This is a genomic window from Paenibacillus sp. JCM 18996 (assembly GCF_055392555.1).
In genome coordinates, this window is the sequence record NZ_AP043884.1 from 1,849,051 (window position 1) to 1,866,194 (window position 17,144).

Here is a 17,144-nt window from a genome sequence, read left to right on the forward strand (position 1 = left end):
CACCGGTAAAATCAGGCTCCCCGCAGAGCCGGCTTGCCTTATCTCAAATGGCTGATCAGCACCTTCTCGACATGAAAAAGATGCACCTTCATCTGTTCCGCCGCTTCTCCCGCATCGCCCTTCCTCACTGCTTCAAAAATGCTCCGGTGCTCCTGCCACAACTGCGCGGACACGGAAGAGGACGAATACATTTGCAGCCTGCGTGTCTCGCGGATAGCGGCTTCCATCTTCTCGGAGATCGTCTCCAGCAGCCGGACCATTATGGAATTATGAGTGGCCTGGGCAAGAGTCGTATGAAAAAGGACATCCGCTTGTTCCCCCTCGCGTTCATCTCCGAGATGCCGCTCCATCCGCTGCAGTATTTCTTCGAAGGCTGCAAGATCCGCTTCCGTGCGTTTTACCGCAGCCAGTTCGGCATTGGCCACCTCCAGCGCTTTGCGGGCTTCCAGCAGCTCCAGAACCGTTTCCCGGCTTAACAGGAACGAATCCAAACGCGGCATCTCCAGGGAGGCCGGATCTACGCTTCGCACATAAGTGCCTTCTCCGTGACGGATTTCCACCAGCCCCATTGCTTTTAAAGCGCTGAGCGCTTCCCTTACCGTAGAACGGCCGACCTGAAAGCTTTCGGACAATTCCCGTGCGGAAGGCAGCTTCTCTCCCGGCTGCAGCCGGCCTTCGATAATCTGGGCCTTCATTTTGTCGGCAATCACTTCGTAAATCTTGCGGTGAGCCAGCTTCTCTATCTCCATAACATCACTCTTTCGGCTTCAGGTCGTCTTCATTGCAAAGGGTACTTTTTCTCCATTCTGGCGGAAAACCAGTTGGCGAGGAACATCGTAACGGCTATATCGTCAATAGGAACGAACGGCATGATATCCGGGAGCACCCAGTAAAGGATGGCGGGAACGAGAAGCAGCAGCTTTTCGGACAAAGGGATCTGCGGCGATCTGAGCAGTCGGAAAACCCGCCGGAAAACATGGGACCAGTGGCGTAAGGACAGCAACTTTCTCATGGCGGTCTGCCTCCTGTTCGTACTTTACTGTTTATTATACTCCAATACCCGGTACACCGTAAAATGACACTCCAGCAAAAAAGTGAGCGTTTCACTACAGCGGTGTTATTGCTGGTCACGAGTTCCTCGTGCCCCTGCCAGCCAATTTAGCGGAACCCGGGTTTTCGACAGATATTTCCCGGTAAAAAAGAATTTAAAGGAACGGTACGGTATACCGCTCCTTTATAGAGAGTTTTTTGGTATCGCGGTCATTTTCCGAAGCTTCCACACCGCTCTGAGTCCGAACAGCGCACGTTTCACTTGACGGGCACTTTGATCTCACCGTTGATAATTTTTTGCTTGTACTCGTCCACCTTTTTCAAAACATCCTCAGGCACGTTCTTTCTGGAGGTATCCGGCAGCCCCACACCGTTCTCCTTCAATCCCAACGTGATGACCTTTCCGCCCTGCAATGTCCCGCCCGCCGCATCCTTCGAGACCTGGTAAATCGCTTGGTCCACATGTTTCACCATCGAGGTCAGCGTGATGTCGTTGCCGTAATCCAGGGATTGATCCTTGTCCACACCGATAACCCATACTTTTGAGCTGTTCTTCTGGCGGTCCCGCGCTTCATTGAACACTCCGTTTCCCGTAGCCCCTGCCGCGTGAAAAATAATGTCGGCACCGTTATTGTATAAAGTGGAAGCCGCCGCTTTTCCCGTATCCGGCTTGTCAAAAGCTCCCGCATAGTTCACCGCTACAGTTACAGATGGATTCGCTGCCGCAACCCCGGCTTTAAAGCCTGCTTCGAACTTCTTGATCAGAGGGGAATCGATTCCTCCCACAAAGCCAACTTTTCCCGTTTTGGTCATCATTCCCGCGACGACACCGACAAGGTAAGAGCCCTCATTCTCCGCAAAAGTAACCGATACCACATTAGGAGCATCCACCACGTTATCGATAATCCCGAGCTTCGCATCCTTGTTCTGTGCCGCCACCTGCTTGACGGCATCGGAGATCAGGAATCCGATTCCCCAGCTTAACAAGTAGTTGTCCTTTACAAAAGTGTTCAGGTTTGTCACGTAATCCGCATCAGACTTGCTCTGCAAATACTTTACCCGCGCGCCGGTATCCTTTTCAAGTCTCTGCAGGCCCTCCCATGCGCTTTGGTTAAAAGATTTGTCGTTGACCCCGCCTGTGTCGGTGACCATTCCGATGTGCGGGCCGCTTGGTTTGCCTTGTCCGGAGGTGCCGGGATTGCTTGCTGGCCCTTTATTTCCGCAGCCCGGGAGAATCAGGCTAATAGAGATTAACAAAACCGAACCGAGCTTGATTATTGGTTTCAAAGGGAATACCTCCTGAGCGATGTGCAAATTTTTAAAAAGTCACTATTAGTATGAATAAATATTGGGCATTTATTCTGTTATTTGCCACTCAGTGAAACAAAGCGTCTGAGCCAGATCCGGTTCCTTTCACTGGGATCTCAAAACAAGCCGCAACAAAAAGCGCATCCAGCTAAGCTTTCGAAGCTTGGCTGGATGCGCTTATTCGTAACTTATGAGACATGTCTGTCACCTAAAACAAATCTCGCGTTAAACCAGAAGTCCGTGAACCATAATCCCGATGGTATCTTCGTACATTTCCGCAAACTGCTCCAATGGTAGAGGATTTACTCCGACTCCCGATTCAATCGTGAAGCCGGGGCGGCGATATTCCTGGATAAACCAATCTTTATATCCCGCATCGCTTTCGGTGAGCTTCACCGGACGGTAGCCGCTTGCCTGACCGAGCAGCCGGGCCGCGTTCTCCGAATGGCTGGGCTCCAGACCGCGATAATTCCAATAAATTTCCCGGCCTTGGGTGTGGAAAGCGAAGACGGAGGCAAAGTCATGCTCCCGGGTAAAATTGACCAGGGCCTCAGCCTCCGGTTCGGTCAACGGAGCCGTCCCACCATAGTGACAGGGTCCCGGGCCGGATGCGTTCCTTCGTCTTCGCTCCTCTTCCCAGCTTGCGGGGAATTGGTCGTTGAGATCGACTCCGCGTATGTTCGCTTTCCACCGTTGAAACCTTTGGGACCCGCCGTTCCACTCCAGCAGCCGCTCCCTGTGAGGATGGCCGGGCGGGCAGCCTTGCAGCACGAGCTCGGTGCCGTCCGGGTTCAGCATCGGAACAACCCACAAAGAAACCTCTTCATAGAGCTTTGCAGCCGAAACTCCTCTTAAAAGTCGACCGTGACGAACAGCCATAGCATAGTCTTCCAGAAAAGTCATCAGCATCAGGGAAGTGATCCATTCATTGGCATGAATTCCGCCGTTATAATGGATCTCTTTGCTGCCGGTCCCGATTCGTATCGCATACAGAGGCTTTCCAATTACGCTGTTCCCGATGCTCGACAGCTGCAGGAAAGGATACTGCCCCGACAGCAAAGACAGGTCCTCCTCCAGCTCCTGGTACCCGTATTCATAGTGAGAGCTGACCACTCTAAAGGCCCGGCCGGCCGGAATCACTATCGTCTGCCCGATCAGCAGCCGCGAAGGCTGAATTCCGGGATTGGCCTCCAGCAAATCAGGAATGCTTACATTCATTCCCTCGGCAATCGCGTGGAAAGTATCACCCCGCTGTATCATATAATAGCTTGGCGGCTGCGGTGGAATCGCGACCATTTGCCCGGCCCGCAATTGTTCTGCCAGCGCAAGCTGGGGATTCGCCTGCAGCAGGCTGTGGACTGCAATCTTGTATTTTCTCGCAATACGATGGATCGTATCGCCGATCTGGACAACATACATCGGACCATTGCTCAACACAGCAGCCTCCCGTGCTAAGAGTCTATGTACACATTATATCGCTTCTCGCATTTCTCTAGTTAGAAATTATTACCATTTTGTCAAGGAAGTCTGCGGGCAGCCGTTTTGCCCTCCAGGCTTCAAAAATCCTCCCGCCAGCCTGGTTCAATCGCACAAACCTGCCCGCCGCCATATGTGCCCAAGCGGGCGGGATTGACGGATTTTTAAATAATATGCGGGATCTGCCACACAACAGGTCTAACCCGAACCTGCTCTCCAAGCCAGGTCTCCGCAATGCTGCGGAAAACGCGTGGATTGCCGCTGCAGAAAAATTGATGGACGGGCATTAATCCCGATGTATTGAGCTGGCCTTTATGGTGCAGGATTGTGCTGACTTCGCGAGCTGTTTCGTCCGCTGAAGAAATGATGGACACCCTGGGCCCCATCACCCGCGAAATCGCCCTGGCCAGAAAAGGATAATGCGTACAGCCGAGGATTAATGTATCCATCGGTTTGCTCAGAATAGGATCCAAGGATAAATGCACGGTTTCCAAGCTTTGCTCTACATCGAACTTTCCTTGTTCTACAAGCGGCACCAAAAGGGGACAAGCCTGGGAAACCACTTCGATCTGGGGCGAAATCTGCCTCAAAGCCAGCTCGTAAGCCCCGCTCTTGATCGTCCCTTCCGTTCCGATAACACCTACTTGGCCGCTGCGTGTATGCTTTATCGCCGCCCGTGCTCCCGGGTGAATCACCCCGAGGACGGGAATATTCAAGCTGGAGCGGATTTCGTCCAAGGCTATGGCTGTAGCTGTATTGCAGGCAATCACTACCATTTTCGGATCGAACTTTACCAGGTAATCGACAATCTGCTTGGTAAATAGCGTAACTTCTTCCGCAGGCCGGGGTCCGTACGGCGTTCGCGCCGTATCGCCGAAATAGATGATTTTTTCCTGAGGGAGCTGGCGCATGACTTCTTTGACTACGGTTAGTCCTCCCACTCCTGAATCCAATATGGCTATCGCTTGCTGCACAAGTACTCGCTTCCTTTGCCATGTTTTTGAATTACACTGCTCCTTGGTACACCATATGACACGCTCCAAACAAACGTACCTAGGCCATTCTACCAAAGAGTCGTCAATAATATCAAATGAACTCCTTCATTTGGAAGAAATCTCATGCCCCAAACCTGTCCGAAATCTCGATAGCCAACGCATCGAACCGCTAAATAAAGCGGCAAGACGCGACGAAACCTCCGGAACGTATCCGGAGGTTTCGGTTTCTGACCGGAAGATTATACTCCTGCAGGGTTAGCGTTAGGAGCCGTAGACGGCTTATAATCCTGCTTGATATCTTCCATGCGGTTTTCCGCTTTTTCCGCTGCCTGGTTCTTCAAATCCTTCAGATCGGAAGAAATATCGGAAGCGGTGCTTTTCATTTTGCTTACATAATCGGAAGTTTGGCTGGAAACAGTGCTTGCCACCTCCTGTGCCTTCTGTCCTACCGTAGAAGCAATATCCTTTGTTTTATCGCGAAGGGAAGAATATTGGCTAGCCAGATCCTCCCTCATCTCGCGACCTGTTTTTGGCGCCAGCAGCAGCGCGGAAACCGCACCGATTAATCCACCAACAATTGCGCCTGTCATCATTCCGTTTGCCATTGTTACTCATCTCCTTTTTTAAATTGATTCGGCTGATTCCCCTTGGATTGCCTATGGGCTTGCCAGGTTTGCCAGAGCCGGATACCCCCCGCAGTCCATTCCGCTATCTCCGCTATGTCCATGCGGTTTGCGGCGATGTTCTGTTCGGCATCTTTGGGAGTGCCACTAATGGCGGCTTTCGCATTCTGTAAAGATTGCGTTACCTGTTTGCTCTTACTTACCATCATGTCGGCCTTTTGAAACAGATTTCCAATAGAACCCAGCCTCTCCCGAACTTCCTCGGTCAGCTTCCGGGCGGATTCCAAGGATTGCATGGACTGCGCGCTGACCGAATCCACCTTGCTTTGAATATCGGCACACGACTTCCGGAGTTCTTCCAAAGCTTCACTCGCTTGCTTCAGCGTCCGGATCCATGCCGCCACAGCGGCTACAAATGCGAGAACAGCGATGACAGCGCAAACTTCAATTATCATACGCCCGCCCACTTTCCTTTCTGGTCCGGCTTTCCTCTCCCATAGGCTCAAGCCTATTTGATAACACCATATGGCGGCGGGTGCCTTTTTGACACAGAAAAAAGAAAAAACCTTGGGAAAAATCCCAAGGATGCAACTACTACGATATTTTGCCGCCACCTCCTCAATGCCGCGAGGGAAACATCTCGTCCAGCTTCTCCTTGATCCGCTCGATCGCTTCATCCACATCGGACACTTCAAAATTCACCGGATCCTGCATATACTGCTGTCCCGCGTATTCGTAACGGGGATCGTAATAGTGCTCCAGCATAAGAGCAACCGCCTCGGCAAAACGCCCGGTCAGCAGATGCTTATCAATCTCGGCGGCTACCGGCGTATGGATGCGTGATTTTATACGGGAAAAAGCCTCTATGCATTCCTGTTTGTGCAGATGCGGCTTGTAATCCTCCAAAATGTAGCGCACTCTTTCCTCCATCGGCATCTCAAGCTGGAACGGAATTCCCGCCTCCTTGGCTTTGACCAGAAAATCAGGCATCACGACCTTGCCCACCCGTTTGCTTTCCGATTCCATCAGAAAATAGGGCCGGCCCTCCAGCTTCAATAATTCCGTCACCAGCAGCGATTCGAATTCCTTTTGGTTGTTGGCATGCATTCCGATCTCCCCGAAAATAGAGCCCCGGTGCTGAGCCATCTGTTCTATATCAATGACGGGATATCCTTCAGCCGCCAATTTTTGCAAAATCAGGGTTTTACCCGAGCCCGTATTTCCGCTGATAACGATGCAAGGGACCTTTAATTCGAAGTTCTCAAGCGTCTCCACCACCCATTGGCGGTACGCGCGAATCCCGCCCGTCAGGCGGTACACCTTCATTCCCATCAGCGCAAGTACAGTCGCGGACGTTTTGCTCCTCATGCCGCCTCTCCAGCAGAAGACCGCCTTCGGCCTCGACATGCCCCCCATCTCCTTGATAAAAGAGGGCAGTTTGGCGGACACGATCTCCAGTCCTTTGTCCTTGGCGGCAATGACGCTTTCCTGTTTATAAAGCGTGCCGATTTCTGCGCGTTCTTCGTCTGTAAACAACGGAATATTGACCGCCCCGGGGATCGTAAACTCTTCATATTCCCCGGGAGAGCGGACATCGACCAGCGCAACCTCGCCCTTTTTATTCATCTCGAGCAGTTCTTCTATCGTTATGTCCTCAAACAATGGATAACTCTCCTTTGTGCTGCAGACGGAACAAGGGGATCACCCCTTTATTCCGTTACCGTAATGTGACCCGGATGCTCGGCGGTCACTTCTCCTACCAGGCTCGCTTCGACACCGGCAGAGCGAAGCTCCTCCAGCAGCGCTTCGCTATGCTCGGCGGACGCCGCCATCAGTAGGCCGCCCGAGGTCACGGCATCGCACAGAATCCATTGGCCCAGCTCGTCAATGGATTCGGCGAAAGTGACCGAGCCCTCGAGGTGCACGAAGTTGTTCTTGGTTCCGCCCGGCACCGCGCCCGCCTCCGCGAGCTCGCGGACGCGCGGCAGCACCGGCACCTGGCTGCGCCCGATGCGCACGCCGACGCCGCTGCCTTTGGCCATCTCGGAAGCATGTCCGAGCAGGCCAAAGCCGGTGACGTCCGTGCAGGCGTGGACGTCGTAGCCTTCCATGATCTCAGCGGCGGTCTTGTTCAGCGTCGTCATCACCTTCGTGACCCGTTCGATCTCCTCCGCGCTGAGCAGGCCGCGCTTGATCGACGTCGTCAGGATGCCTACGCCGATCGGCTTGGTGAGAATGAGCCGGTCACCCGGCTTTGCTCCCGCGTTCGTCCTCACCGAGTTCGGATGGACGACGCCGGTTACCGCGAGGCCAAACTTCGGCTCATTGTCGTCGATCGAATGGCCCCCGACGAGCGTCGCGCCGGCTTCCCGCACCTTGTCGCCGGCGCCGCGCAAAATTTCCGCCAGAATCGACTTATCCAGCTTCGTGATCGGAAAAGCGACGATATTCAGCACCGTCAGCGGCTTGCCGCCCATCGCGTAGACATCGCTGAGCGCGTTCGCAGCGGCGACTTGTCCGAACGAATACGGATCGTCCACGATCGGCGTGAAGAAGTCGACCGTCTGCACTAAAGCCAGATCCTCGCTGATCTTATAAACTCCAGCATCATCGCTTGTATCCAGGCCGACCAGCAGATTAGGGTCGGCTTCCGCCTCCGGCAAATTGCGCAGCACCTGCGACAGGTCCGCCGGGCCGATTTTGCAGCCGCAGCCTCCCTTCGTGGAAAACGACGTCAGCTTTACCTGGGTTTCTTGTGATTCACTCATACGAATATTCATCCTTTCAAGGTATACAGTGATAGCCCTGCCATATATTGATCCTCCACGCAGCAGATCGCCCAACGCGCGGTTCTCCCGGCGCGTTGCGGCGCTGAACGACGGGTGGTCGGAGCCCATTCTATAGCCCATTCCGTCTTCAGTATACCCCCAGCCCTTGTCCGAATTCCTGTTACTTATCCATCATTCCTCGTCCTGCGGATAAATCAGCTTCAGCGCCTCATCGTCCAGCAGCTCAGGCGGTCCGTCGAAAACGACGCGGCCATCGGCCAAGCCGATCACTCTGGCCGCGTACTGCCGTGCCAAACCGACATCATGCAGATTCATGATGACGGTCATTCCCCGCTCCCGATGGAGCCGGGCGACGAACTGCATAATCCGCTCCGACGTGAGCGGATCAAGGCTTGCGACCGGCTCGTCGCCGAGCAGCAGCTCCGGCTCCTGCATCAGCACCCGCGCAATCGCGACGCGCTGCTGCTGGCCGCCGCTCAAATCGTCCACCCGCCTGCCCGCATAACGCTCCAGGCCCACTTCGCGCAGCGCCGCCAAAGCTTTGTCCTTCTCCGCCCGGGAGAAGCTCCAAAACAGGCTGCGCCGCAGCGGCAGCGAAGAAAAATCGCCGACGATCACATTCGTCAGCACACCGACCCGCGGCAGCAGATTGAAGCGCTGGAAGATCATGCCGATCTTCCCTCTCGCTCTGCGCAGCTCCTTGGCGGGCAGGCCGGTGATCTCCCGCCCGTTCCACACGATCCGTCCCTCGTCCGGCTCGACCAGCCGGTTGATGCAGCGGATCAAGGACGACTTGCCCGCTCCGCTTTTGCCGAGCACGGCCACAAACTCTCCGGTCTCCACAGTCAGGTCAATCCCTTCCAATGCGGGCTGCTTCTCGCCGGGGTAAATCTTCCTCAGTCCCTGGATTTCCAGCATTACAGCACCCGCTTTCGGATATATGCGCCCAGGTAATCGACGAAGGTCACCAGCACAACAATGAATAAAACCTCTACAGCCACTTTTTGATACGCAAACAGTTTAAAATCATTATACAACAGCTGGCCGATTCCTCCAGCCCCAACGACGCCGAGAATGAGCGAAGTCCGAATCGCCACTTCCAATCTGTAAAAATATTGCGAAATGACATGCGGAACCATCTGCGGCATAATCCCGTACAGCGCGACAAGCACGCCGGTTCCGCCGACAGATTCGACGGCCTCCTGCGGCCCGGAATCCATCGCCTCGATCATCTCCGAGACCAGCTTGCCGAACACGCCGACATTGTGGATAATGAGCGCAATGACGGCCGGCATCGGCCCGAGACCGAGCGTTGGGATAAAGATAAGGGCCAGCACCATTTCGGGCACCGACCTCACAAAATTAAACACGGACCGGATAACGTGATAAATGCCCGGTAATGGCGTTGTGTTCCGTGCAGCCAGGAAGCTCGCCGGCAGCGCGACGAACAAAGCGGCCAAAGTGCTGAACAGCGCGATCTGCAGCGTCGCCGCCGTCTCCTTCAAGGCGTAGCCCGCTTCGCTCCAATCGAGGGGAAACCATTGCTTGCCAACGAACTTCACCGTATTGCCGATATCGCCGAAAGCCTTCCAATCGAAGCCGATGCCGTAAGCGGACCAGACCAGCAGGAACAGCACTGTGAGCAGGGCGATTATTTTTCTCATGGCGCCTGATCTTCCTCTCTCCTGCGGGAACGCGTCACTTGATCCTGCCGTCCTCTTTGGCTGCTTTCAGGATGGCGGCGTAATCTTCGTTCTTCGCAGGTATAAAGGAGCTCGCGCCGTTGAACGCCAGCAGGATGTCCGGATCCTTGATGTCCTTCATAGTGTCTTGAATCAGCTTGATGTCGGCATCGGACACTGATTTTTCCACGGCAAAAGGATACTGGAACAGCTGCTCCGACTTCCAGATCACTTTAAACTGGCTGCCGTCGATCTTGTTCGTTTTTACCAATGTATCATAAATCGCGCTGTCAATCGCTCCCGCGTCCTGGGTTTTATTCTGGATCGACAGGGCGGTTGCATCATGGGTTCCGGTGTAGGTCACTTTTTTAAATTTATATTTGTCCTTGGACTCGAATACTCCCGCTTTTTTCAAAGCCATGCCCGGAACGAGGCTGCCCGAAGTCGAATTGATATCGCCGAACGCAAGCTGGATCTTATCCGCGTTCTTTACCACATCATCGAAGGAATTGTAAGGCGAATCCTTGTGCGTGATCAGATAAGAATAATAGTAAGGCTTCCCGCCCACTTCGATAGCCATGATCGCTTTGGCGCCGTACTTTTCGTTCGCGATGACGTAAGTGAGCGGTCCCAGGTAGGCCATTTGGATCTTGCCCGCTCCCAAAGCTTCAACTACGGCGTTGTAATCCGGATACTGGGAGGCTTTTACCGGACGGTTCAGCTTCTCCGACATCAGTTTGCCGAGCTTGTCCATCGCCACCCTGGGATTCCCTTCAGTGAAAGCGGGGATGACGCCGATCAGAAATTCCTTCTGGGCGCTTGCCTTACCGGGTGCAGACGACGTCCCTCCTCCGGGAGCCGCTTCTTTCTTGCCGCAGGCTGCGAGGAGCACGGAGGCCATCAACAATAAACATAACAAAGCAGAAACAGATTTTTTCATGACAAAATAAACTCCTTTCCATATTAGGGATGGTTTTATTCCCTCGGGAGAGTGGCCCATCCATGAGATTAGCACAGTTTGCATTATAATAAAAGCATGTATAATAGATGGCATAACCAATATTGGAGTGTGATAGACATTGAAACGTGAAAAAGGGCTCAGCGAAATCGAAAAAACGCGGATCATCGCCATTCTTCGGGGAGTAGAACGGGAGCATTTGGCTCCTGTGGCGGATGCCTTGTACGAAGGTGGAGTAACCGTGATGGAAGTGACTCTGAATACGCCCGGAGCGGTGTCTATGATAGCCGGACTGCAGGAATCCCATGGGGAGAAAATGTATATCGGAGCCGGAACGGTGCTGGATGTGGATCAGGCCAAAGAGGCCATTGCGGCCGGAGCTGCTTACCTGGTCACCCCGAACATGGAGGAAGAAGTCATCCGCTATGCGGTGGAGCAGGGTGTGCCGATCTTTCCGGGCGCCTTTACGCCCACGGAAATCGTGAAGGCCTGGAAAGCGGGAGCCGCCGCAGTCAAGCTGTTCCCTTGCGCCAGCGTCGGATTGCCGTACATCAAAGATGTCATCGCACCGCTCAATCATATCCCTCTCATCGCCGTTGGCGGCATAACGGAAGACAACCTGCTCCAATATTTGGACGCTGGTTGCTACGCTCTAGGCATCGGTGGCTCGCTGATCAACTTGAAAGAAATCCGCCAAGGAAATTATGGTTGGGTCAAGGAGAAAGCAAGCAGACTGTCGGCTTTGTCGACTAGTCGGGTGTAACTGCAGCCGCTCGGCCGGACGCAGCCGCCCGGCCGGGCAACGGCGCTGGTCCATATGCAGAAATCTTCGAGCCAGTCCATGTAGAAAATCGTCAGTGCCAATCCACATCCCGAGGAATTGACGTGGTACGTGGCTGATTCGTTAGCGGAAGTATCTAAATTTATGGATTTGCAGCAAGAATATGTGCAATGAGGTTTTTTGTCACGTGGTACGGTGAATCCCGCACGATGCGAACAGAGTCTTTTTTAAACCGCAGTGAGCCAATTGGCTGCCATGTACAATTTCGTTCACCTAACCTGTCGCCCTGCTGTGAAAGATGTTAGCCGATGGAGGCCACCGACCGGATCAGGTACACACATTTGGCCCCGCCTTCAGCCAGGCATTCCGTCCGCTCCACCTCGGCGCCCAGGAGCCTTTGGAATAAGGCCAGCTCACAAGCGCACGCCTGCTGATACTTATTCGCCACTCTGGAAATCGGACAGTTATGCTCCGTGAGCCGGAACTCGCCCGCCTTCTCCTGGGACCACTCGGTCATATAACCGTTCGTGTTCTGAATCGCTGCCAGCTCTGCAACCTTCTCGACGAGATCTCTCCCTTCGATTTGCCCGCTGTATTTGCTGTACATTGTCTCTTTCCTGCGCTCAAACAGCCGGCCGACCCGTTCTTCCCCTTCTTCCTCCATCAGCTCGGACAAAAGCTCCAGAGCCAGACGGTGGTACCTTTTGGGAAAATGGTCATCCGCCGACCGTGTCAGAGAATAAAGCTGGGCAGGCCGGCCCAATGGCTGGCGCACCAGCTTCGCTTCAATAAGCCCGTCCCGCTCCAGCGTATTGACGTGCCTGCGGACGGCCATTTCGGTTATGCCTAACTGCCTGGATAGATCGCTCACGCTAAGTGAGCCTTCCGTCTTTAAAAGAGTGAGGACCACCTTGCGCGTCGAGGATTTCTGTTCGTTCATGAGCTTGCCGCTCCCCGCTTCGTAAGGATTGTTCCCCTATTTTAACCGATACCCGGTTTTTAGTAAATTAGAATCTCACGCTTCTGTCGTTGTACACCATAGCCTCAAGCCAGGTGTGACCTTTGATGCCAAGACGATCGTAGCGGTCCGTGAAACCATGCTAGGAAACGTCGTCGTGTTTCGTCAAGGCAGTGCAGTTCAACTGCGAGAAACCGGATAACCGGAACGTGCGATTGCACCACAAAACGCAAAAAAGTTGAGCTCTGCGTCACCACTTAAACCCGCCGCTGGACCTCCGTGGAAAACACCGATTGACCACACTCAGAAGCAAGTTCAGCATAGCAAAAACGTTTATGAATTAAAAAGCAAAAAAAAGAGCAAGACCATTGTGGTGACCTGCTCAATCATTGGAATTGCATCCGTAGGAATTCAACATATCCACATAATCATTTTGTACATTGTCCCGCCGTTTGCAAAGCTGGATCTGATGCCTGGGGTGAAGCACACCAGATATCTTTTCGCACTAACTTAATATACCCCCCGCTATCCTTTTTCATTGCAATAGCTTCATTGGGATCTAAGTCTGGTATTTCAAAAAACTCAGAGGTCTTTGATTCTTTTGAAGGTATTTCCTTTCCTACCTGCTTGATTCCTTCAATGGTGGCAATGTATCGAACTCCATTTACATCACGATAACCGACGGATATTGCACTCCCTTTATTGCCTTGAGTGACGGAGGAACAACCTGCCGTCAGCAGAGCCAGTAATAATAAAATAGTCTTCATTTGAGTAGCTCCTTTGCACTGATATACATATCTGACGGCTTGGAGTTCGATAATGTTGCTACCGTGTTTATGCACGTTTAGTTATAATCGAACCAGCGATTTACAAATGAGTTGGTATTGTAATCATAAGAGGCTAAGGGAGAAGCAAGTACGTTAGTGCCGTTTTCCATAATGATTTGATCACGGCCCCAGTCGCCTAATTTTTTTGAATCACTGGGATTTGCAGCAAACAGATTTGTCCATTGTACGGTATTAAAGTTAGCAAGAGATGCAGGCACATTGTTAAATGCAGGACGTTCATCAACCCACTCTGCAGTTCCACCGAAATAATCATTCATTGCATTTACACCACTGGTAAAGCTAGTGTAAGTATTCTTAGTCAAATCTTGAATATAAAATGTTGCGTTACCAACCTCTACACCAGAGGAATCAATGTGCGTACCATATTCAAGGTGTACATACATTTGGTCACCCGGTGAGACAGGGAAATTGCTTATCATTTGTTCTGTCGGTTGATCCGGCAACTGCTCGGTCCAAACATAATAATTGGCAGTCGTCGGCCCGAACCAATGAGTAGTAGCGTCAGATTCGGTGCCTGCTTGAATTAAACGAGCATCTCCATATCCACCAAGTCCTACCCAACTGCATTCATAGGAATCTTGCGTTGATGAAGAAACGTCCGGTATCACAAAATCACCTGCAATTTTTGTGTAGGGGGCATTACCTGCGCTAGTATCGACCACGTAACCTGACCAATTTGGAGAAGTTACAGTTGCAGAAGGTAAGGCCTTCTCCTGAAATCACCACTTTTGTACTTGTTCATAAACGTTACCGGACCATGTTCCGCAGTCCGGAAAGTGCCCTCCGTGAGTATGAAGGGCTAATTGCCGGTGTAGGCCAGCATTCGGATAACCGTAAGGAATCTCGACTTGATGCAAAATCCGATAAGACTCTGTTTTTATTTCAGACGCCATGCTAAAATGGGAGAGCATCCAAATCATCCCTTTCGTATGGTGGGTAGCGGTACTTTACCATTACGACGATGATTTGGATTTTCCTTTTCTTGTCGATTTGTCGATCTATATTGCCCGGACTTTGTTACTGAACCATTTTTTATATAATCTCGCTTCCCAGACGCCATCTACTCTCAGCACAACAGTTATGCGCAAGGCAATTGGTAAACAAGAAGCGCCTTGCCTAGATGGGTTTACAGGGAGAAGGCGGTCGAGTAGGCTGCTTGCCAAGGTGACTCCCTCTCTACGGGGAGTTGCCGCGGCGCCTTCACACTCAGCTGACAGAGGCTCCCAGTCAACCCCTCGCTTCACCACACAAATGTGACATTTTCACTGAACAATTAAGGCTATTTATAATGACATTTGTCACTGACGATTGACGTTAGAATCTCACGCTTCTTGCCTGCCCAGTTCAGCTTTAATAAATGCCCTGACCTGAGCCTCGAAAGCGGACAGCAGCGACGGCAGCGCCGGAATGAGCGGATGAAGCCCTGTAATGGGCCGCTGGGCGAAATCCTGCACCAGAGGCCTGCGCAGGCGGACCAGCTCCAGTATAGGCTCCGCCACCTCGGCGGTTATTGCTTTTTCCGTAGAAAGAATATCGATAATATCTTCGTAGGAGCTCGCATCCCGCAGGATGAATCCGTCGATAAGCAGGCTGCCGATGTCGGTAACGCATTCGATCGCCAGATGCAGCACACGGTCATGGGCATATTTGACAACGAGGCTGGATTCGTCCCATTGTTCCGCCACCTGCCTCGACGTTTCAGTTACTTCGGAAAGAAAGCTGAGTCGCAGCTCGATCTGCTCTTCATTAAGAAAATACATAGAGTTATCTCCGTTTCTTTTTGTTCCATTTGGACCAAACAAGCATGGCCGCAAATGTGGCGATAATGACCACAATCAATGTAATCGCCTGCATCGGATATTCCAGGGAGAGGTCTTTGCTGTCTCCGGCTGCAAGGTTGGTGGAAGCCCGCAGATACATGGCTGCTGTATTCGTCATCAGGTTCACCCTTTTATCATCTTATATGAGTTTCGAATCTTGTTCAGGCCTGCCTTCTAAATGTGAGAAAGCTCCCTTTTGTACACGCTTTTTTACTTTTACAGTGTATCCCTGCCTCCGCCCAGCGTCAAGACGCGCTTTGCGGGGATGCACGGCGGGTAGTCAGATCCATAACTGGCGTCCTCTCTTTCGCGGTTACAACAAGATACTATGCAGGGCACGCGTGAACAAACCTTTTGACGGAAACAAAGCCCCTTGTTATGATGAAAGCGATACTGCAACCGAAGATTATTCGTAGACAAAAAAAGGAGTCGGATTTTCCTTATGAACGACCGGCAGATGTTGAAATGGAAGCGTTGCAAACAGATCGGCAGATCCAAATATGTTTTATATTACGGGGTGCTTGCTTGGGGGCTCCTGCTCTCTGTGCTGTTTTCGTTGATAGAGGTGTTTGCCATTCATCAGGTGTCGCTGCCTTTCTTCTTCGTCCGCCTGGCAGTGTTCGCCACCCTTGGCTTCTTCATCGGCACCGCCCGCTGGCAATCGATGGAGCGCAGATACGGCGGAGGTCCTTCCTGACGGTCCCGCTGGCATGCAAAAAACCCGATATCAGCTACACCGCGCGGTTATTCCAACGTGTTGCGGCGCTGACGGCGGGTCGGCCAGACCCCACTCCTGCCGCTCTCGCTTCACCCTAACAAACCGGTCAAGCCAACGCCCTGAGTGCATCCATCGGGTTGTTAATTTCCATTCTGCTAGAAGCTGAACTGGGAAGCTTCGTCCGAGGCGCGGCCTGCCTCCAGATCCATAATGCTGTAGTGCCTCAGCGCGGTGCGGATATCCTCCCTCACGCTGCCGAAGCTAAGCACCGCATCGACAAAAGCTGCGCGGCTGCTCCCCATTACAGCTTCGCCGCCGCCGAACAGGTCGCTGCTCGCTTCCTGGAACGCTTCATGGAGATCGTTATCAAACGAGTCTGACTCATCGCTCGCATCGCGGCGATACACCATCATCAGTTCCGGCACATTGAAGCATAGCTCGGAGAAACCCGCGATGTATTCATCCTCATGGCCCTGAAGCTCCACTTCGACCAATGCACAGGGCTTGTCGTCGTATTCTACCACCATCATCGTTTGCGCGTTGTTTACTTTAAACATGGAGACCTCCTTTGGGCACATTGTGATGTACCAAGTATCTCCTTGTGCGCCTCTTCTTATGAATGCTCCGGCTGGAACCATACCTGCTTGAAATCTATCATCCCCAACGAAGTGAGAGAGATCCCTTTTTACCGAACGGGGAAATGAAGCCACATATTTTTTATGCAGCAGAAAAACGATTCCCGCCTGCGGGGTGAGCAGCCGTTCCAGCTCCTCAATTTGGTCCTTCGCTCCGCCGGCAGCGGTTCCTTCAACAGCTCGTCGACGAGCCGGTCCATGCTTTCCATCTCCTTGCCCATATATTCCCTTAGATAACGTCCTGTCATTTGATAGATCTCCAGCTGTGACAAGTCGTATTCTTCTCCCATCACAAACTCGCTAAGAATGAGATCCGCGTCCTGCAGCATTTCCTTGGCCATCATGTATAGGCTTTGCGAAGTGTGAGATAGTGAGGATGGAGCTGGAAGAAAAAGCGTAGGAACGCGTGGAACGAAAGCTGTGGTGGGAACCGAAGCCCAAAGCGCTGAACAAAGCGGTCCTGCTGCTGATCCAGCTTTTCCGCTAGAATAAAGGTCCATAAA

At 52.5% G+C, this 17,144-nt stretch carries 20 protein-coding genes and 1 pseudogene; 2 read left to right on the forward strand and 19 right to left on the reverse strand.

Annotation, left to right across the window (positions count from 1 at the left end; all coding sequences use genetic code 11):
* Positions 1-38: 38 nt before the first annotated feature.
* The 12 genes from ACZ5N7_RS09185 to phnD all read right to left on the reverse strand — a co-directional run bounded on the left by ACZ5N7_RS09185 (position 39) and on the right by phnD (position 10,863).
* The gene (locus ACZ5N7_RS09185) at positions 39-749 is read right to left on the reverse strand and encodes a FadR/GntR family transcriptional regulator (RefSeq protein ID WP_464658910.1); all 711 of its coding nucleotides are present in this window, start codon (positions 747-749) and stop codon (positions 39-41) included.
* Between the two features lie 29 nt (positions 750-778).
* Positions 779-1,012 (reverse strand): hypothetical protein, encoded by a 234-nt coding sequence (locus tag ACZ5N7_RS09190; RefSeq protein WP_464658912.1) that lies wholly within the window; start codon positions 1,010-1,012, stop codon positions 779-781.
* Between the two features lie 296 nt (positions 1,013-1,308).
* Positions 1,309-2,337 carry a BMP family lipoprotein gene (locus ACZ5N7_RS09195; protein WP_464658914.1) on the reverse strand — a complete coding sequence of 343 codons (1,029 nt, stop codon included), beginning with the start codon at positions 2,335-2,337 and terminating at the stop codon, positions 1,309-1,311.
* Between the two features lie 246 nt (positions 2,338-2,583).
* Complete coding sequence (locus ACZ5N7_RS09200) at positions 2,584-3,795, reverse strand: M14 family zinc carboxypeptidase (protein WP_464658916.1); 1,212 nt, start codon at positions 3,793-3,795, stop codon at positions 2,584-2,586.
* 203 nt (positions 3,796-3,998) lie between these two features.
* A complete protein-coding gene (gene racE / locus ACZ5N7_RS09205) occupies positions 3,999-4,808 on the reverse strand; it encodes a glutamate racemase (RefSeq protein ID WP_464658918.1) in 810 nt (269 codons plus the stop codon).
* A 260-nt stretch (positions 4,809-5,068) separates the two neighbouring features.
* Positions 5,069-5,434 carry a YtxH domain-containing protein gene (locus tag ACZ5N7_RS09210; protein WP_464658920.1) on the reverse strand — a complete coding sequence of 122 codons (366 nt, stop codon included), beginning with the start codon at positions 5,432-5,434 and terminating at the stop codon, positions 5,069-5,071.
* A gap of 2 nt (positions 5,435-5,436) precedes the next feature.
* Entirely contained in the window at positions 5,437-5,907 is a 471-nt protein-coding gene (locus ACZ5N7_RS09215; protein WP_464658922.1) for a DUF948 domain-containing protein, read from the reverse strand.
* 163 nt (positions 5,908-6,070) lie between these two features.
* The gene (gene mnmH, locus ACZ5N7_RS09220; protein WP_464658924.1) at positions 6,071-7,114 is read right to left on the reverse strand and encodes a tRNA 2-selenouridine(34) synthase MnmH; all 1,044 of its coding nucleotides are present in this window, start codon (positions 7,112-7,114) and stop codon (positions 6,071-6,073) included.
* Positions 7,115-7,161: 47 nt separating this feature from the next.
* Positions 7,162-8,220: a selenide, water dikinase SelD gene (selD, locus tag ACZ5N7_RS09225; RefSeq protein ID WP_464658926.1), complete on the reverse strand. Its 1,059-nt coding sequence runs from the start codon at positions 8,218-8,220 to the stop codon at positions 7,162-7,164.
* 192 nt (positions 8,221-8,412) lie between these two features.
* A complete protein-coding gene (phnC, locus tag ACZ5N7_RS09230; RefSeq protein ID WP_464658928.1) occupies positions 8,413-9,159 on the reverse strand; it encodes a phosphonate ABC transporter ATP-binding protein in 747 nt (248 codons plus the stop codon).
* A complete protein-coding gene (gene phnE, locus ACZ5N7_RS09235) occupies positions 9,159-9,905 on the reverse strand; it encodes a phosphonate ABC transporter, permease protein PhnE (RefSeq protein ID WP_464658929.1) in 747 nt (248 codons plus the stop codon). Before phnE ends, phnC begins: the two co-directional genes overlap by 1 nt.
* A 34-nt stretch (positions 9,906-9,939) precedes the next feature.
* Entirely contained in the window at positions 9,940-10,863 is a 924-nt protein-coding gene (phnD, locus tag ACZ5N7_RS09240) for a phosphate/phosphite/phosphonate ABC transporter substrate-binding protein (protein ID WP_464658931.1), read from the reverse strand.
* A 139-nt stretch (positions 10,864-11,002) separates the two neighbouring features.
* On the opposite strand from phnD, the gene ACZ5N7_RS09245 reads away from it, so the two are divergent.
* Positions 11,003-11,644, forward strand: a complete 642-nt coding sequence (locus ACZ5N7_RS09245) for a bifunctional 4-hydroxy-2-oxoglutarate aldolase/2-dehydro-3-deoxy-phosphogluconate aldolase (protein ID WP_464658933.1) — start codon at positions 11,003-11,005, stop codon at positions 11,642-11,644.
* A 319-nt stretch (positions 11,645-11,963) separates the two neighbouring features.
* Here the strand turns inward: ACZ5N7_RS09245 and ACZ5N7_RS09250 are convergent, their stop codons facing one another.
* The 5 genes and pseudogenes from ACZ5N7_RS09250 to ACZ5N7_RS09270 form a co-directional block, all read right to left on the reverse strand.
* Positions 11,964-12,602 carry a helix-turn-helix transcriptional regulator gene (locus tag ACZ5N7_RS09250; RefSeq protein WP_464658935.1) on the reverse strand — a complete coding sequence of 213 codons (639 nt, stop codon included), beginning with the start codon at positions 12,600-12,602 and terminating at the stop codon, positions 11,964-11,966.
* Positions 12,603-13,048: 446 nt separating this feature from the next.
* Positions 13,049-13,387: a hypothetical protein gene (locus ACZ5N7_RS09255; protein ID WP_464658936.1), complete on the reverse strand. Its 339-nt coding sequence runs from the start codon at positions 13,385-13,387 to the stop codon at positions 13,049-13,051.
* Positions 13,388-13,464: 77 nt separating this feature from the next.
* Positions 13,465-14,136: pseudogene (locus ACZ5N7_RS09260) on the reverse strand (G1 family glutamic endopeptidase); the annotation flags it as partial.
* Between the two features lie 654 nt (positions 14,137-14,790).
* Positions 14,791-15,228, reverse strand: a complete 438-nt coding sequence (locus tag ACZ5N7_RS09265; protein ID WP_464658938.1) for a DUF86 domain-containing protein — start codon at positions 15,226-15,228, stop codon at positions 14,791-14,793.
* A gap of 4 nt (positions 15,229-15,232) precedes the next feature.
* Positions 15,233-15,406 (reverse strand): hypothetical protein, encoded by a 174-nt coding sequence (locus tag ACZ5N7_RS09270; protein ID WP_464658939.1) that lies wholly within the window; start codon positions 15,404-15,406, stop codon positions 15,233-15,235.
* 324 nt (positions 15,407-15,730) lie between these two features.
* Here ACZ5N7_RS09270 and ACZ5N7_RS09275 point away from each other — a divergent pair, with 324 nt between their 5' ends.
* On the forward strand, positions 15,731-15,985 hold the full coding sequence (locus tag ACZ5N7_RS09275) for a hypothetical protein (RefSeq protein ID WP_464658941.1): 255 nt from the start codon (positions 15,731-15,733) through the stop codon (positions 15,983-15,985).
* Positions 15,986-16,161: 176 nt separating this feature from the next.
* On the opposite strand, the gene ACZ5N7_RS09280 is transcribed toward ACZ5N7_RS09275, so the two are convergent.
* A complete protein-coding gene (locus ACZ5N7_RS09280; protein WP_464658942.1) occupies positions 16,162-16,563 on the reverse strand; it encodes a hypothetical protein in 402 nt (133 codons plus the stop codon).
* Between the two features lie 128 nt (positions 16,564-16,691).
* Positions 16,692-16,985, reverse strand: coding sequence for a hypothetical protein (locus ACZ5N7_RS09285; protein ID WP_464658944.1), 294 nt, complete (start codon positions 16,983-16,985; stop codon positions 16,692-16,694).
* Between the last annotated feature and the right edge of the window lie 159 nt (positions 16,986-17,144).

Excerpts from the sequence above, each read along its gene's own strand:
- ACZ5N7_RS09185 (WP_464658910.1), bottom strand. The coding sequence starts at position 749 with ATGGAGATAGAGAAGCTGGCTCACCGCAAGATTTACGAAGTGATTGCC.
- ACZ5N7_RS09190 (WP_464658912.1), bottom strand. The coding sequence starts at position 1,012 with ATGAGAAAGTTGCTGTCCTTACGCCACTGGTCCCATGTTTTCCGGCGG.
- ACZ5N7_RS09210 (WP_464658920.1), bottom strand. The coding sequence starts at position 5,434 with ATGGCAAACGGAATGATGACAGGCGCAATTGTTGGTGGATTAATCGGT.
- ACZ5N7_RS09215 (WP_464658922.1), bottom strand. The coding sequence starts at position 5,907 with ATGATAATTGAAGTTTGCGCTGTCATCGCTGTTCTCGCATTTGTAGCC.
- selD (WP_464658926.1), bottom strand. The coding sequence starts at position 8,220 with ATGAGTGAATCACAAGAAACCCAGGTAAAGCTGACGTCGTTTTCCACG.
- phnC (WP_464658928.1), bottom strand. The coding sequence starts at position 9,159 with ATGCTGGAAATCCAGGGACTGAGGAAGATTTACCCCGGCGAGAAGCAG.
- phnE (WP_464658929.1), bottom strand. The coding sequence starts at position 9,905 with ATGAGAAAAATAATCGCCCTGCTCACAGTGCTGTTCCTGCTGGTCTGG.
- phnD (WP_464658931.1), bottom strand. The coding sequence starts at position 10,863 with ATGAAAAAATCTGTTTCTGCTTTGTTATGTTTATTGTTGATGGCCTCC.
- ACZ5N7_RS09250 (WP_464658935.1), bottom strand. The coding sequence starts at position 12,602 with ATGAACGAACAGAAATCCTCGACGCGCAAGGTGGTCCTCACTCTTTTA.
- ACZ5N7_RS09255 (WP_464658936.1), bottom strand. The coding sequence starts at position 13,387 with ATGAAGACTATTTTATTATTACTGGCTCTGCTGACGGCAGGTTGTTCC.
- ACZ5N7_RS09265 (WP_464658938.1), bottom strand. The coding sequence starts at position 15,228 with ATGTATTTTCTTAATGAAGAGCAGATCGAGCTGCGACTCAGCTTTCTT.
- ACZ5N7_RS09270 (WP_464658939.1), bottom strand. The coding sequence starts at position 15,406 with ATGACGAATACAGCAGCCATGTATCTGCGGGCTTCCACCAACCTTGCA.
- ACZ5N7_RS09275 (WP_464658941.1), top strand. The coding sequence starts at position 15,731 with ATGAACGACCGGCAGATGTTGAAATGGAAGCGTTGCAAACAGATCGGC.
- ACZ5N7_RS09280 (WP_464658942.1), bottom strand. The coding sequence starts at position 16,563 with ATGTTTAAAGTAAACAACGCGCAAACGATGATGGTGGTAGAATACGAC.
- ACZ5N7_RS09285 (WP_464658944.1), bottom strand. The coding sequence starts at position 16,985 with ATGATGGCCAAGGAAATGCTGCAGGACGCGGATCTCATTCTTAGCGAG.